General features: G+C 28.6%; 13 protein-coding genes. 7 read left to right on the top strand and 6 right to left on the bottom strand.

Annotation, left to right across the window (positions count from 1 at the left end; translation table 11 throughout):
* Positions 1–5: 5 nt before the first annotated feature.
* The 3 genes from pheS to trxB all read left to right on the top strand — a co-directional run bounded on the left by pheS (position 6) and on the right by trxB (position 4306).
* A complete protein-coding gene (pheS, locus tag QIA19_RS03115; RefSeq protein WP_301365746.1) occupies positions 6–1577 on the top strand; it encodes a phenylalanine--tRNA ligase subunit alpha in 1572 nt (523 codons plus the stop codon).
* On the top strand, positions 1555–3255 hold the full coding sequence (pheT, locus tag QIA19_RS03120) for a phenylalanine--tRNA ligase subunit beta (protein WP_301365748.1): 1701 nt from the start codon (positions 1555–1557) through the stop codon (positions 3253–3255). The genes pheS and pheT overlap by 23 nt, the downstream gene beginning before the upstream one ends.
* A gap of 70 nt (positions 3256–3325) precedes the next feature.
* Positions 3326–4306, top strand: coding sequence for a thioredoxin-disulfide reductase (trxB, locus tag QIA19_RS03125; protein WP_301365750.1), 981 nt, complete (start codon positions 3326–3328; stop codon positions 4304–4306).
* 55 nt (positions 4307–4361) lie between these two features.
* On the opposite strand, the gene rlmB is transcribed toward trxB, so the two are convergent.
* From rlmB to grpE, 4 genes are read right to left on the bottom strand one after another with little or no spacing between them, the layout of a single operon-like run.
* A complete protein-coding gene (gene rlmB, locus QIA19_RS03130; RefSeq protein WP_301365752.1) occupies positions 4362–5102 on the bottom strand; it encodes a 23S rRNA (guanosine(2251)-2'-O)-methyltransferase RlmB in 741 nt (246 codons plus the stop codon).
* A 1-nt stretch (position 5103) separates the two neighbouring features.
* A complete protein-coding gene (gene dnaJ, locus QIA19_RS03135; RefSeq protein ID WP_301365753.1) occupies positions 5104–6198 on the bottom strand; it encodes a molecular chaperone DnaJ in 1095 nt (364 codons plus the stop codon).
* Positions 6198–8105, bottom strand: coding sequence for a molecular chaperone DnaK (dnaK, locus tag QIA19_RS03140; protein WP_301365755.1), 1908 nt, complete (start codon positions 8103–8105; stop codon positions 6198–6200). The genes dnaJ and dnaK overlap by 1 nt, the downstream gene beginning before the upstream one ends.
* Positions 8106–8128: 23 nt before the next feature.
* Positions 8129–8692 (bottom strand): nucleotide exchange factor GrpE, encoded by a 564-nt coding sequence (grpE, locus tag QIA19_RS03145; protein ID WP_008882627.1) that lies wholly within the window; start codon positions 8690–8692, stop codon positions 8129–8131.
* A 377-nt stretch (positions 8693–9069) separates the two neighbouring features.
* Between grpE and nadE the strand changes: the two genes are divergently transcribed.
* Complete coding sequence (gene nadE, locus QIA19_RS03150; RefSeq protein ID WP_301365758.1) at positions 9070–10608, top strand: NAD(+) synthase; 1539 nt, start codon at positions 9070–9072, stop codon at positions 10606–10608.
* A 690-nt stretch (positions 10609–11298) separates the two neighbouring features.
* Positions 11299–12153 (top strand): inositol monophosphatase family protein, encoded by an 855-nt coding sequence (locus QIA19_RS03155; RefSeq protein WP_301365762.1) that lies wholly within the window; start codon positions 11299–11301, stop codon positions 12151–12153.
* A gap of 23 nt (positions 12154–12176) precedes the next feature.
* On the opposite strand, the gene QIA19_RS03160 is transcribed toward QIA19_RS03155, so the two are convergent.
* A complete protein-coding gene (locus tag QIA19_RS03160; RefSeq protein ID WP_002557113.1) occupies positions 12177–12599 on the bottom strand; it encodes a hypothetical protein in 423 nt (140 codons plus the stop codon).
* 103 nt (positions 12600–12702) lie between these two features.
* Between QIA19_RS03160 and QIA19_RS03165 the strand changes: the two genes are divergently transcribed.
* Positions 12703–14526 carry a hypothetical protein gene (locus tag QIA19_RS03165; RefSeq protein WP_301365765.1) on the top strand — a complete coding sequence of 608 codons (1824 nt, stop codon included), beginning with the start codon at positions 12703–12705 and terminating at the stop codon, positions 14524–14526.
* Positions 14519–15307: a type III pantothenate kinase gene (locus tag QIA19_RS03170; protein ID WP_301365767.1), complete on the top strand. Its 789-nt coding sequence runs from the start codon at positions 14519–14521 to the stop codon at positions 15305–15307. The genes QIA19_RS03165 and QIA19_RS03170 overlap by 8 nt, the downstream gene beginning before the upstream one ends.
* A gap of 19 nt (positions 15308–15326) precedes the next feature.
* Here the strand turns inward: QIA19_RS03170 and QIA19_RS03175 are convergent, their stop codons facing one another.
* Positions 15327–16274 carry an aldo/keto reductase gene (locus QIA19_RS03175; RefSeq protein ID WP_301365769.1) on the bottom strand — a complete coding sequence of 316 codons (948 nt, stop codon included), beginning with the start codon at positions 16272–16274 and terminating at the stop codon, positions 15327–15329.
* Positions 16275–16291 lie beyond the last annotated feature (17 nt).

A 16291-nucleotide genomic window follows, 5' to 3' on the forward strand; every position in this document is an offset into this window, starting at 1 on the left:
TATTTATGAAGGCAGATTTAAATTTAATAAAAACATTACATCCTCTTGAGATAAAAGTAATTGCAAACAATGAAGAAGAGGATGATATTTCTGCTTCAATTATTATTGAAAAATTGGGGTTTAATGAAGGTCAAGCAAATAAAACAATTGAATGGTTAAATTCTAAAGGGATTATTGAAGAGATTTATAGGAAATTAAATGTATTTTATAAAGCAACAGAAAGGGGTCTTGCTGCTTTAAGAGATGGGTTTGTTGAAGAAAAAATAATAAATTTAGTATCTCAAAAAGCAGTGTTGGCTTCAAATTTAGTTTTAGAGCTTGATATTGATGTTAAAGAAGTAAGAAAAGCCTTTGGCAATTTGTTAAAAGAGGGCATTCTTTCTCTTGATTTAGATAAACAGATTATTATAAATTGTTTAGATGGCACAGATACTAATTGTCAAAAAGTACGTGTTTTGTTGGAAAGAGCAAAAAATAGCGATCTTCTTAGAGAAAGTTTGACAACCGAAGAGCTTTTATTAATATCAAATTTTGCTAAGAAAAAAGGAGCAGATTCTGTATTTTTTAAAATAATAGAAAAACTTGATTTAAAGTTTAGATTATCTAGTTTTGGATTGGAAGTTAAAAATTTTTTAATGAAAAGTAAATTGACTGGAGATGAGCTAACTAAGCTTACTCCCGAAATTTTAAAAAATAAAACGTATGAGAATAAAAAATTTAGAGCTTACAATATTCATATTCCATCAGCTAAGACTTTTATTGGGCGTGCCAATTCTTATTTAGATTATATTTCTAAAATTAAAGACAAATTAGTAGGTCTTGGCTTTCAAGAGTTTGATGGTCCTTTGGTAGAAACAGAATTTTTTAACAACGATGCTCTTTTTATGCCCCAATTTCATCCTTCTCGTGACATTAAGGATGTTTATTACATTTCAGATCCTAGTATGCAAGAATCTTTGCCAGAACCTTATTTTTCTAATGTAAAATTAGCCCATGAAACAGGATATGCAACAGGTTCAAGGGGCTGGAGATATAGTTTTAGTGAAGATCTCTCTAAGAGATTGGTTTTAAGAACCCATGGTACCGTTCTTTCTGCAAAACAATTAATTAATGCCAAAAATCCAAGCAGATATTTTGGAGTTATTAGATGTTTTAGGTATGATCAAGTAGATGCAACTCACGGAGTAGATTTTTATCAAACCGAGGGGATTGTTATTGAGGATGGTGTTAGCATTAAAACTTTGCTAGGCCTTCTTGAAATTTTTGCCAAAGAGCTTGCGGGCGCTACAGAAATTAAATATGTTCCCGCATATTTTCCCTTTACTGAACCTTCGATTGAGATACATGTAAAGCATCCTGTTCTTGGCTGGTTTGAACTTGGAGGAAGTGGAATTTTTAGACCAGAAGTTACAAAGCCTTTAGGCATTGATCTGCCTGTTATTGCTTGGGGAATTGGAATAGATAGAATGGCTTTAATGCACTTGGGTCTAAATGATTTAAGAGATCTATTTACTTATGATATTGGTGATGTTATTTTAAGACGAGGAAAGATAGATGCCAAAGTTAGAAATTTATAAAAATCTTTTTTTAGATAAAATAGGAAAAAATTTTACAAATTTAGAGATTTCAGAATTGCTTGAACCATTTAAGGCAGAATTTGATGGGTTTGATGAGAGTTCGGGAAAAATCAAAATAGAATTTAATGATACAAATAGGCCAGATTTGTGGTCTTATTTAGGACTTGCTCGTCAGATAAAAACGTATTTTTTTGGAGAAATGCCCTATTATGATTTTTTTTCAAAAAAGGGAGATTTTAAGAAGTTTTATGGTGAAATTTTAGTAGATGGCAAAATGTCTCAAATCAGACCCTTTATTTTTGGATTTTTAGCAAAAGGATTGATTATTAATGATAAAATGCTTGAGACACTAATTCAATTTCAAGAAAAACTTTGTCAGAATTATGGACAAAAGAGAAGAAGAATTGCAATGGGGATGTATAATTCTAATTTTATTAAATTCCCAATAAGTTATATTGCCTCATCTCCTAATCACAAGTTTGTTCCCTTGGGAATGGATTATGAGCTTTCTCTTTTAGAGATAAATGAAAAGCATCCCAAAGGATTGGAATATTCACATATAATTAAAAATTTTGATAAGTTTCCGTTATTATTGGATGATAATAATAATGTAGTTTCTTATTCTCCAATAATTAATTCTAACAATATTGGATCTTTAAAGGTTGGTGATACTGATATATTTGTTGAGGTTACGGGTATTGATTTTGAAGCAACTTTGTTAGCGTTATCTATAGCAGCCTGTGATTTTTATGATATGGGTTTTGAAATTTTGCCTGTAAAAACTGTGTTTAGGAAGCCTTTTAATTTAGATTTTAAAGAATTAGTATGTCCTTATTATTTTCAAGAAGAAGTGGAGTTTAATGTTGAAAATATTAATAGACTGCTTGGAAGCAATTTAACATTAGAGCGTATTTGCCTTAGTTTAAAAAAAATGGGAGTAAATTCTTATTCCAAAGATTTTAAGAACTATATTATTCCACCTTTTTATAGAAACGATTTTCTTCATGAGGTTGATGTAATTGAAGATGTAATGATAGGGGAAGGTCTTTCAAGTTTTAATCCAGAGCTTCCCAAGGCTTTTGCAGTGGGAAGGCTTAGTCCTTTAGAAGAGTTTTCAAGGAATGTTAGAAATTTAATGGTGGGTATGGGATTTCAAGAGATGATTTATAATTATATGGGTTCTAGGAAAGATTTTATTGACAGAATGAATATTAATGATCAAAATTTTTTAAAAGTATCTAATCCAATGACAGAGAATTATGAATATATTAGAGCATCAATAATTCCTAATTTATTAAAATCAGAAAGTGTTAGCTCTAATTTTCCTTATCCACATAAAATTTTTGAAATTGGTAAGGTGGCTTTAAAGAATCTGGATACTACCGAAGGAACAAGTACTTTTACTAATTTAGCTTTTTTAATGTCTGGTAAAGAAATTTCTTTTAATGAGATTAATTCAATTGTTGCAACACTTTTTTATTATTTAAATATTGAGATTAATTTAATAGAATCAAAAACCACTTTTTATATTAATGGTAGGGGAGCGGATATTTTAATTGAAGGTTTTAATATAGGTAGTTTTGGCGAAATTTCACCTTATGTGTTAAATAATTTTGGTATTTTTATTCCATGTTCTGTTTTTGAGGTTAATATAAACAAACTTATGAGTCGATCTTAAGCATTGAATATTAGTTTTAGCAACGTTAAGATTAATATTCAAATTTTTAAGAGAGGCCTGAAGTTTAGATATGTTAGAATTTGAAACTATTGATATAAATCTAACCAAGAAGAAAAATCTATCTCAAAAAGAGGTAGATTTTATTGAAGATGTAATAATTGTAGGATCTGGCCCGGCCGGACTAACAGCTGGGATTTATTCTGTTATGAGTAATTATAAGGCTGCTATTTTGGAAGGTCCTGAACCTGGGGGACAGCTTACTACAACCACAGAAGTTTACAATTATCCTGGCTTTAAAAATGGAATAAGTGGTAGAAATTTGATGTTAAATATGAGGGAGCAAGTAGTAAATCTTGGGGCTAAAACTTTTCCCGAAACCGTTTTTTCTATAAAAAGGAAGGGTAATATTTTTTACCTTTATACAGAAAATTATATTTATAAAAGTAAAGCTGTTATTATTGCTGTGGGATCAAAACCTCAAAAACTTGAAACTCTTAAAAATTCGGGTTTATTTTGGAATAAAGGTATTTCGGTTTGCGCTATTTGTGATGGACATCTTTTTAAAGGGAAAAGGGTTGCAGTAATTGGTGGGGGCAACACTGCCCTTTCAGAATCAATTTATTTAAGCAAATTGGTGGACAAGGTTTATCTTATTGTGAGAAAAGATAATCTTAGAGCTATTGCTATGTTAAGAGATAGTGTTGCTAAGTTGCCTAATATTGAAATTTTGTATAATTCAGAAGCCATAGAAGTAGATGGCAAATCTTCTGTTTCTTTGGTTAAGATTTTTAATAAAAAAGATAATGTTGTTTATGAATTAGAAGTGAGTGCTGTATTTATGGCTGTTGGCTATAAGCCAAATACAGAATTTTTAAAGGGATTTTTGGATTTGGACGAAGAAGGATTTATTATCACTAAAGGTGTTGTTAAAACAAGCGTTGATGGTGTTTTTTCATGTGGAGATGTTAGCAATAAACTTTATGCTCAAGCCATTACTGCTGCTGCTGAGGGGTTTATTGCATCTGTTGAGTTGGGAAATTTTTTAAAATAGTTTTTATTAAGATGTTTTTGTTTTTTAAAATGAAGTTTTTATGTAATTTAATGCTTTAGAGTAGATTTAATTGCCTTTTGATTTCAAAAATTAAAATGCCTGTAGATACAGAAACATTAAGTGAGTCTATTTTTCCGCTGGTTGGTATCCTTATTAAAAAATCAGAATTTTCTTTTATTAGCTTATGTACACCTTTTCCTTCATTTCCTAAAATAAGTGCAATTTTTTTATCGTTTATTTTGATTTTGTTTATATCTTGTCCTTTAATATCACCAGTATATATCCAAAAGCCATAATTTTTTAAAAGATTTATTGTGTTGTTTATGTTTGTCACTGTCATTTTTTTTACATATTGACTTGCGCCAGAGCTAGTGCGCAAAACTGTTGAATTGTCTTTTGCGCTGCGTTTTTGAGTAGTAATTACAAGATCTATACTAAACTGTTCTGCTGTTCTAAGGATTGCTCCAAAGTTTTGGGGATCTTCTATTTCATCTAGAAGTAAAATGAAAGCATTTTCTTTTTTTTTAAATGTTTCTAGTAAGTTTTCAAAATTTTTGGTTTGTGTTTTTACATTTTTATTTTTTTCAAGTTTTAATTTTAATGCAAATCCTCTGTGGTCTTTGTTTTTAAGAATTTTGTCAAGTTCATTTGCATTTATTCTTATTATTTTTATATTTTGTGTTTTAGCTAGCTGTTCAATTTCTTTAGTTTTTGGACTTTTTTTTGATATATAAAGTTCAAATCCTTTATTATTTTTTATGCTTTCAATTATTGAATTGGCATGAGTTATATACATATTATGCTTTGAGTAAATCTATTTCATCACCATCTTTTAATTCTATGCCCAAGTTTTCAAAAAGTTTAATAGCATTAGAATTTAAATTTTTAGGTGTTTTTATTTTGGTGATTAATATTAAATTTCCAAACTTTTCTGTTTGAAGAATTGGCATTCCTGCGTTTTTAATTAAAATTTGTTCTTCATTGTTTATTCCTTTTGGAATGTGTATTTTGATCTCTTTTGAAGCAATTGTTTTTATTTTCACTTCTTTTCCAAGCGCTGCTTGAGTAAAGCTTATTGGAAGCATTGCATAGAGATCTTTACCATTTCTTTTGAATACTTTATGAGATCTTATCAATATTTTTACATAAAGATCACCATATTCTTGATTGTCTGGATTAACATTTCCCTTACCTTTCATTTTTATTTGTTGGTTATTATCAATGCCTGGAGGAATGTTTAATTGAATAGTTTCTTGCTTTGCGAGACTTCCTTTTCCTTTACAGGATTTACAAGGGCTTGATATTATTTTACCTTCTCCGTAACATTTAGAACATGTTGTTGTAACTCTGAAAAATCCTCCGCCTTGTACTACTCTTCCGCTGCCGTTACACATGTTACATATCGAAGGACTTGTACCTTTTTCGGATTTTTTCCCGAGACAAGAATCACAGAGCATTTGTCTTGTTATGTTTATATTATTTTTGTACCCAAAGTATGCATTTTCAAGAGATATTTCTATGTTGTATCCTAAGTCTTCACCTTTTGCATGTTTTCTATTTCTTTCTTGTCCTTTGTTTCCAGTGAAAAATGAATCAAAAATATCGCCAAAATCTTCAAAGATGTCTGAAAATCCACTAAATCCACCTGAAAATCCTTCAAATCCTCCTCCTTCAAAAGCAGAATGCCCAAATCTGTCGTATTTAGCTTTTTTATTGTCATCTATTAAAATTTCGTAAGCCTGAGTGGCTTCTTTAAAGATAGAGGTAGCTTCTTCATTTCCTTGATTTCTGTCTGGGTGATATTTAATTGCTATTTTTCTATAAGCTTTTTTTATCTCATCTTTTGAGGCTCCTTTTGAGAGCCCCAAAATTTCATAATAATCTTTTTTCACTATTTTTTATCCTCGTCAACAACCTCATAATCAGCCTCTTTACCCTCTTCGCTTGTATCGCTTTGTGGGCCATTTTCTTGTTGGCTGTTTGCATTTTGCTGGGAAGAATCTTTATACATCATCTCAGCTATTTTGTAAGAAGCTTTTTGAAGTTCTTCTGTTCTAGATTTTATAAGTGAAATGTCTTCTTTTTCAAGACTTTCTTTTAATTCTTTTATTTTACTTTCAATAGCTTCTTTGTCTTCGCTTGAAATTTTTTCAGAATATTCTTTTAATGATTTTTCTGTTTGATAAATTAAAGAATTAGCTGTATTTTTTGCTTCAATATTTTCTTTTAATTTTTTATCTTCTTCCGCATGAGCTTCTGCATCTTTTACCATTCGATCTATTTCTGATTCAGAGAGTCCTGATGATGATTCAATTCTAATTTTTTGTTCTTTGCCCGTTCCCATATCTTTTGCAGACACGTGAACTATTCCATTAGCATCGATGTCAAAGCTAACTTCAATTTGAGGCACTCCTCTTGGTGCTGCTGGTATTCCATCAAGTATAAAATTACCAAGTATTCTATTTTGTGCTGCCATTTCACGTTCACCTTGAAGGACTTTAATATCAACAGAGGTTTGATTGTCAGCAGCTGTTGAGAATACTTGACTTTTTTTTGTAGGAATTGTGGTGTTTCGTTCAATAAGTTTAGTCATAACCCCGCCTAGTGTTTCTATTCCTAGTGAGAGTGGAGTAACGTCAAGGAGTACCATGTCTTTAGTTTCTCCTGTTAGAATACCACCCTGAATAGCAGCTCCAATTGCTACAGCTTCATCTGGATTTACTCCCTTGTTAGGATCTTGTCCAAATATATCTTTTACAATTTTTTGAATAGCAGGAATTCTTGTTGATCCACCCACAAGTATTACTTCATTAATATCAGAAGCTTTAAGTCCAGCATCTTTAATAGCCTTAAGGCATGGTTCTTTTGTTTTTTGAACTAAGTGGTCTACCATTTGTTCAAATTTTGCTCTTGTTAGAGTATGTTGTAAGTGTTTTGGACCATTTGCATCTGCTGTAATAAATGGAAGATTTATTGAAGCTTCTTGAGCGCCCGAGAGTTCTATTTTAGCTTTTTCGGCTGCTTCTTTGAGTCTTTGAAGAGCCATTTTGTCGTTTGACAAATCAATAGCACTTTCTTTTTTGAATTCTGAAATTAAATGTTTTATTATTTCGTCGTCAAAATTGTCACCACCAAGATGTGTGTCTCCATTGGTTGACTTTACTTCAAAAACACCATCTCCAAGTTCCAATATTGAAATGTCAAATGTTCCTCCACCAAGATCGTAAACAGCAACAATCTCTTCGTGTTTTTTTTCAATTCCATAAGCAAGAGCAGCAGCAGTTGGCTCATTAACAATTCTTTTTACTTCAAGACCTGCTATTTTGCCAGCATCTTTTGTGGCTTGTCTTTGAGCATCATTGAAGTAAGCAGGAACTGTAATGACAGCCTCTGTAACTTTTTCACCTAAGTAAGCCTCTGCTGTTTCTTTCATTTTTGTAAGAGTTGCTGCTGAGATCTCAGGCGGTGACATTTGCTTTTTTATATTGGAAATGTTTACTCGTGCGTCGCCATTTAGCCCCTTTTCTATTTTATAAGGAACCATTTTTATTTCGCTTGCAACCTCTTCAAATCTTCTTCCCATAAATCTTTTAATAGAATAAATTGTGTTTTCAGGGTTTGTAACCATTTGGTTTTTTGCGACTTGTCCCACAAGTCTTTCGCCTTTATTTGTGTAAGCAACAATAGATGGAGTAGTTCTTCCCCCTTCTGAATTTTGTATTACAACTGGTTTTCCATGCTCCATTATAGCTACGCATGAGTTTGTTGTTCCTAGGTCAATACCTATTATTTTGCCCATATTATAAACCTCCTTTTTTCTAATTAATTTTTGCTTTGAGCAACTTTAACTTTCGCTGTTCTTAATATTCTGTCGTTGTAGCAATATCCTTTTTGGTATACTTCTACTATTTCTGGATTTTTAAGGCCCTCTTTCTCTTCAATGCTTATTGCTTCATGACGACTTGGGTCAAAATTTTCGCCATTTTCTCCAAATTTTTTTAAATTATATTTTTTATCAAAGATTGATAGTATTTCATTTTCAATCATACTTATTCCTGTTAATAAGTTGTCAAAATCTTTGGATTTTTTTGAAGAGTTAATAGCTCGTTCTAAGTTATCAAGAAAATTAACGACATCTTTCATTATGGTTTCATTTGCAAATTTAACAAAATTGTCTTTTTCTTTTTCTAATCTTTTTCTGAAGTTTTCAAATTCTGCTTGTTTTCTTAAATACAAATCTTTAAGATTGGAGATTTCATTTTCAAGTTCAGTAATTTTTTTATCAGAATTTACTAAATTTAAGTTTTCTTTTTTTTGAGATTTTGTATTTTTATTATCTTGTTTGTTGGTTTTTTCAGATTCGCTTTTTGTTTCTTTTTTTTCCATTTTTCCTCCTTTGATAAAGCATTTTATCTTTAAAAAAAATATTTTACAAATTTTTTTCTTTCTTGAAATTTAATAAAATTGATTCATTTTGATCATTTGCAAGATGTATATTTTTCTTAAGCTTTCAGTAATAGTGTTGTATTGATACATATTGTTATTTAGTAAAATGTTCGTGTGTATTTTTTTGTCAAAATAAAAAATTTTATTTTTTTATTTATAAGAATATTTTTGGTATCATTTTTTGATTTTGTTGTGTTTTTAGTGCTTTTAGACATCCTTAATATTAGGGTATTGTTAAAATGTGGATGAGTATTAGCTTTGCCAAGCTGTTAATTTTTTTTATTGTAATTTAATGTATTATTGCTTATTATTTACCTATGAAAATAAGCATTGCTCAAACAAAATACAGAGCTTTAGATTTTGATAAATGTATTGCTGATTTTAAAATTAATTATGATGAAGCTTTGCTAAGGGGATCAGACGTTTTAGTTTTTCCTTCTATGTTTTTAGGCAATACTAAGTATGGTGAGTTTTTTGGGCTTTCTAAATATTCTCAAAATATATGTAAGTTCATTGAATTTATGAAAGAGCAGGTTAATGATAACACTTTAATTGTTTTTGGTCATAGTGTTTATGAGGGTGGTAAATTTGTAGATGTTATTTCTGTCATCAGTAATCATAAAGTTATTTTAACTGTATCACAATGCAATTTGCCTGGTTTTTTTAGTTATAAGGACAATTTATTTGCTATATTAAATTTTGAGGATGCTTTGTTATTTAAAGAATTAATTCCCAAATTGGGTGAGGATTTAAAGAAGGCGCAGTATTTAATAATACCGTCCAAATCTTACTTCACTAAGGAGAAGAATAATCTTAGGTTAAAATTCTTTCAAAGAGTTGCTATTGAGAATAATCTAGATGTTATTTATTCGAATTTTTATGGAGCTGAAGATTCTGCAGTTTATGATGGGTGTAGCTTTTTTATTAATAGTTTTGGCAAGATAAAGCAAGCCAAAGGATTTGAATTTGATTTTATATCTAATGATACATTCCAAGATTTAAAATTTGATACATCTAACGAGCTTTTTGAAAAAATTATTTTAGCAATATCTTTTGTTTTAAGAAAATATGTTTCTTTTTCGGGATTTTCCAAAGTTCATTTGGGGGTATCTGGGGGTATTGATTCTTCTCTTGTTGCGTATCTTGCATGTTTTGCTTTGGGCGCTGAGAATGTTGTTGGGATTTCTATGCCTAGTAAATTTTCATCAGCAGGTTCTATTTCTGATGCTAAAGAACTTTCTAGAAAATTAGGTTTTAAATTGATTGAAATGCCAATAAAAGATTTATTTGAGGTAAGTAGTAGATTTTTTGAAAGATATTTTGATGTTAAAGGTATTACTGGAGAAAATTTGCAAGCGCGGTTAAGAGGGCTTTTATTAATGTCTTACAGTAATTCTCAAAATTCTTTGCTTTTAAATACTGGTAACAAAAGCGAAATTGCAGTTGGTTATTGTACCCTTTATGGGGATACTTGCGGAGGGCTTGCTTTGATCGGAGATCTTTTTAAGACTGAGGTTTATGATCTTGTAAATTACATTAATGCAAAATTTGACCAATGCATTATTCCTGTTAATATTATTTTAAAGGAGCCTTCGGCTGAGTTAAGGTTTGATCAAAAAGATAGTGATTATCTTCCAAAATATGAAGTTCTTGATGTTATTTTAAATAGATATTTGATTGGCAATGAATCTGTAGATTCAATTTATCTTAATTTTGAAAAAGGTATAGTTGATAAAGTTTTAAATCTTTATTTTAAAAATGAATACAAAAGAAAGCAGGGAGCTCCTATAGTTAAAGTTTCTAAAAAAACTTTTGGTTTTGAGCTTTCAATGCCTATTTTAAATAATATGATTTGAAATTATGATTGGAGTTTGGGTTTTGAAATTCTTTTCTTTTTTAAATTTTATTAATAATATTTTTTACTGGAAAAAATTGGAAAATAGCTTTTTAAGTTCAAATTAAATTTTATCCCTTTAAATCTATTTAATAGACATATCTGGTAATAGTATAGGATTTGCTTTTTTATTTCTTAGTGTATTAATATTATTAATTTTTATGTTGTGATAGCTTAAATAACACAAGTCCTTTTTAAGTGTTAAACTATGTCAATAATTATTTATTGAATTTAGAAGTAATATGTATATTCCATTGTTGTATAGAATTTTGAATGTAAAAATTATAAAAATGAGATTTGTCCCAATGCTTTTACTTCAGTTTTTTAATTTTAATGGGATTTATGGGATTTTAGAACTTGAACAAAGGACATTGTTTTTAATTGGGATCTATGTATTTCTATTAGAAAAAAGAGTTTGTGTTTGATAAATTTTCTTAGCTTTTGATATTTAATAGAATCTGTGAGATTGAAAATAAAAAAATGTGAGTATGGATATTTATGATTTTTATACTATGTTTAGTAAACGCTATTCTAATTTAGTGCATTTTTAGAGATGCTTTATTGAAAAATATTTAATTTATCAAAGTATAATGCTTTTAAAGATGATTTTTCAATTTTAGAATTTATTATTAATAAGAGAATCAAGATAAAAATGGATTGGGATTTTGAAAAAATTATATTTTTATTAAATGAATCAACTAGGCTTGCATTAAGTGGTTGTGCTAAATTGATTTTAGATTTTAAATCCGATGGGTCTATTGTAACTCAGGTTGATAAGCAAATTGAGCAATTCTTATTCAAGGAGATCAAAAAGCCTGGAAATTTTGTTCTTGGAGAAGAGACAATATCTACTTATGAAGAAGAGTGCATCAAAGATGCTTTAATATCAGAGAGTACTTTTATTATTGATCCTATTGATGGAACTTCTTCTTTTGTAGCAGGTCTTCCTTCATATGGAATATCGCTAGCGTATGCTAGCGGCGGCAAAATTATTGAAGGAGCTATTTCTCTTCCTTTAAGCGGAGAGTTTTTTATTACTTCTAAAGATAATGTATTTTATGCTAAAAAAAACATTGGTAGTTATCCTTTAAAAAAGGATTTTAATAAATTTATTTTTGATAATTCTAAATGTTACAATATTCATAGTTTACTTGCAGTTTCAAGGTCTATTATAAGGGCATTTAATCTTGATATTTCTTCTCATATTCATATTAATGGTTCTTGTGTCTATTCTTTTGCTAAACTTTTTACAGGTTCTTATAAGGCCTACTTTTCTTTTGTAGGACTTTGGGATATTGCAGCGTGTTTAGCTATTGGTGATAAATTGGGCATGGTTGGCGAATTTTATTGTTGTAATAAAATGACATTAGATATCTTAGATTCAATGTATATTTTAGAGCCTAATAATCATAAAAGATGGTTCTTGAAAGATTTTTTTATTTATTCTGATAATAAATCAACAATAGACATTGTAAGGAAAGGCGCAAATAAAAAAATCAATAAGTAATGTATAAAAAAAATTCAAAATTATTATTTATGTTTTGCGGTTTTGTTGTTATTAGATTCAATGTCGAGTGTTTTGATTAGCTTGTTTAAGGTCCAGCTTGAAAATTTTATGTAAAGCATTTTAAATGGATTTTTTGTATTTTTCTTTAACACTTTTAACGATTCTATATTCATTAAAGCTATTATTTCTTTTAGTGTTTTTGGTAAATTATTGAAAATTTTGGAGCCTATTTTATGTCCTTCTAGAATAAAATTTTGAAGAGTTATTTGATCTTTTTTTTGTAGGCGCCTCATATATAGCTTCAAAATACGCTCTTGAGATTTCATAATTTCTGAGTTAATTTGTTCTTGTTTTTTAGTAATTTTTTTCTTGTTTTCAATAATAGGTTTTTTAGGTAGAGACTTGTAAGGGTTTGTTCCTGGAATATAATTTTTAGGAATTTTCATATATTTTACTCCTATTTAACTAGCTAACCTATAATTTTATTATTTTTTTTGTTTTTATGCAATCAATATTGATATTTTGATTTTTTATGATTAGAATCATCATATGAAGGAGTTTTTAAGGGCAGGGGCTTTTAATTTATTGCTTGGTGCTTTAATATTGTTTGTTGTTATTTTTTTACAATTTAGGAATTTAAACTTAAATATATTTTTTTTAAAAGATATAAAATTAGAAGTAAATAATAAGGTTTTAAATAGTGAATATACTTTAAATGATCTTGTTGTTAATGTTAGGGGACTTAGGATATTTTTGTCCAAGTTTAATCCACTTGTTGTTTTAGAAACAGGTTTGAATCTTTTGCCTATCTCTTATAAAGTGCAAGACATGGGTATTTATGTTTATTTTGAGAATAATATTTTTCTCGGATTTTTGCTTGATTCGGAAAATAATTTTAGCATTGAATCAAATCTCTCTAAGAGCTTTTTGTTAAGTTATGAAGTTGAAGATCATTATAAGGTTTTATTAGATAAGCCTACTATTTTAATAAGACAAGGGGAGAATTTGGAATATAAAATCTTTTTAGGAGAAAATGTAAAGATAAGAGAAAAAGATATTTTGATTTCTCCTCAAGCAGCATTTAGAATTGGCAATGCTATTTATATCGATTCACCAAAAAAAAATATTCCAAATTCCATTATAGAGGGCAACCAAACTAATAAAAGTAATGTATTAGATTATTCTATTATGCATTCAAAAATTAAAGAGGTGGATAATAAGATTTTTAATGATGCTTTAAGCAATTTTAGACAAAATGCTTATGATTCTTGGAACAATTCTGTTAATTTTAATGCTTCAAGGGGAGGATGGCTTAAATACGGTGTTTATAGCTTTGATGAAAATTTAATGGTTTGTTTTTTAGCAGAATCTTTAATCAGAGGGGATCACGAGTCAATATTTTTAAAATTAGATTCTTTATTGGCCAAAAATGAACATAAGTTGACTTATTTAAGTTTATGTTATTATGCTAATTCATATCAATTTGATAAATTTTTTTCTTATTTATCAAGGAATAAAACTTTTATTGATTCTCTTGAAGAAGACAGGCTTGTGGTTTATTTAAAGGAAGATCCTCGTCTTTTGGAAAAAATTTTTTTATCAGAAAATGGTTCTAAATTAAATGGTGCTTTAAATCTTCTCAAAGATCCTAAAAAAATGTTAAGTTCTAATTTTAATTTTAGCCAAGCTTACAACATTTTATCTAATTATCTTACTTTTCTTAAGATTAGAGTTGACGATTCTTTTTATTTAAGTTTTAAAAAGGAGCTTTATAAATTTGTATTTACTTTATTTGGCGTTACAGATGAAGGAAAAATGTATATTTTAAATAATAGCATTAATTCATCTAATGTTGTTGAGCATGCATTAAAGATTTCTGGGGTTCTTAAAAGAATGGCATCTTATTTAAAAGATAGCTTAATATTAAAGCTTTCATTGAATATGATTTATTATTCTTTAATGAGTGATTATGCCAAAGGAATTCCTTATGAAAGCTATTATTCTGATATTATTGATAATCAATATATGCCCCAATTTATCTTTATTTCTAGCTATGGATCTATCAGGTGGATATATGCTGCTTCTAGGGTTTTAAATCGTGAAATTACTGATACTAAAGTTGCAATTGATTTTGATCAAGAGATTAATTATTCAAGCTATATATTTTTTGGAAACATTTTAAATCCAACTTTAGTTAGATTTAGAGAAATTGATTGGTTTACAGATTATAAGTTTTACGTATATTCTGATGGTTGGAAGTATTATCCTTTAAACAAAATTTTGGTTATTAAAGCAACGCCCAAGAAAAAGAGAACTTTTAATCTTTTATTGAGATTTGACAAAATTTCAATAAAAATAAATATTTATGAATAAACCTTTATTATCAGAATTGATAATTGATATTGGAAATACTAGCATTGCTTTTGCCCTATTTAAAGATAATCAAGTTAATTTATTTATTAAAATGAAAACAAATCTTATGTTAAGGTATGATGAGGTTTATAGCTTTTTTGGAGAAAATTTTGATTTTAATGTAAGTAAAGTTTTTATAAGCAGCGTTGTTCCTGTTCTTAATGAAACATTTAAAAATGTCATTTTTTCTTTTTTTAAGATAAAGCCTTTGTTTATTAGTTTTGATTTGAATTATGATTTGACATTTAATCCTTACAAAAGCGATAAATTTTTGCTAGGCTCAGACGTTTTTGCCAATCTTGTTGCAGCCATTGAAAATTATTCATTTGAAAATGTTTTAGTGGTAGATCTTGGAACAGCTTGTACCATTTTTGCTGTTAGCAGGCAAGATGGAATACTCGGTGGTATTATAAATTCTGGTCCTTTGATAAATTTTAATTCTTTATTAGATAATGCCTATCTTATCAAAAAATTCTCCATTAGCACTCCAAATAATCTTTTAGAAAGAACTACATCTGGGAGTGTAAATAGCGGTTTGTTTTATCAATATAAGTATTTAATAGAAGGTGTTTATCGTGATATTAAGCAGATGTATAAAAAAGAATTTAATTTAATAATTACTGGGGGTAATGCGGACCTAATTTTGTCATTAATTGAGATAGAGTTTATTTTTAATATTCATTTAACTGTAGAAGGCGTTAGAATTTTAGGAAATTCTATTGACTTTAGGTTTGTTAATTGAAATATTTGTTTTTGAAGTTTTAAATTTTTTTGTTAAATAAACTTGGGAAGTTTTTTGTTTGGTGCTTGAAATTATCTAAAATTGATGTAATCTCTTCATATACTTTATCATTAATTTCTGCTTTAAATGAATTAACGTTTGATTCTACATAATTTTCCTTGCTAAAACCCACTATAAATCCACTTAATTTTGTTTTTTTAAGCCATGAATATGTTAATTCTAAAATTGTTAAGTTATTTATCTTTGCTATCTCCTCAAGTTTATTTATGGTTTTCAAAGTATAAGGCCAAATTTCTTTTTTGAAAAGTATCAATTTTTCTGTTCTAATATCATTAAATTTGTTTTTGTCTTTTATATTAGCTTTAGATAAAAGTCCTTGAGCAATTGTTGAATATGATATGGTGGCAATATTGTTGTCTTCACAGTAAGGAATTACATCTTTTTCTTTATTTCTAAATAAGGGGTTGTATCCTATTTGGTTTACGTCAATTTTGCAAACTTTTTTTATGCTTTCCATGTGTGATATTTCAAAATTACTTACACCTACATATTTTATTCTTCCTTTTACTCTCATTTCTTCAAGAAATGATGCAATTGGTCTTAGGTCAAAATCGTTTTTAGGCCAGTGTATATAGTAAATATCTATATAATCAGTTTTTAAATTTTTAAGACTTTCATTAAAGTTCTCTCTATATTCTGAAATTTCCATCGGGTAGCATTTACTTGCAATTAAAATATTTTCTCTTATTGTTGGATCTTTTTCTATTATTTCGCCAATTATTTTTTCTGAAATTCCATTTCCATAAGCTCTTGCAGTATCAATATTTCTGATCCCGTGATCATATGCTTTTTTTAATATTTTTTTAGCAGTTTCTTTTTCGACCTGCTTAAAATATCCTCCTCCGAATTGCCAAGACCCTAAAATTAATTTGCTATAAGTATTTATCTTTTCTTTAAGATTATTCACAGATTCTCCTTTTTATT

The organism is [Borrelia] finlandensis (assembly GCF_030438365.2).
GTDB lineage: Bacteria > Spirochaetota > Spirochaetia > Borreliales > Borreliaceae > Borreliella > Borreliella finlandensis.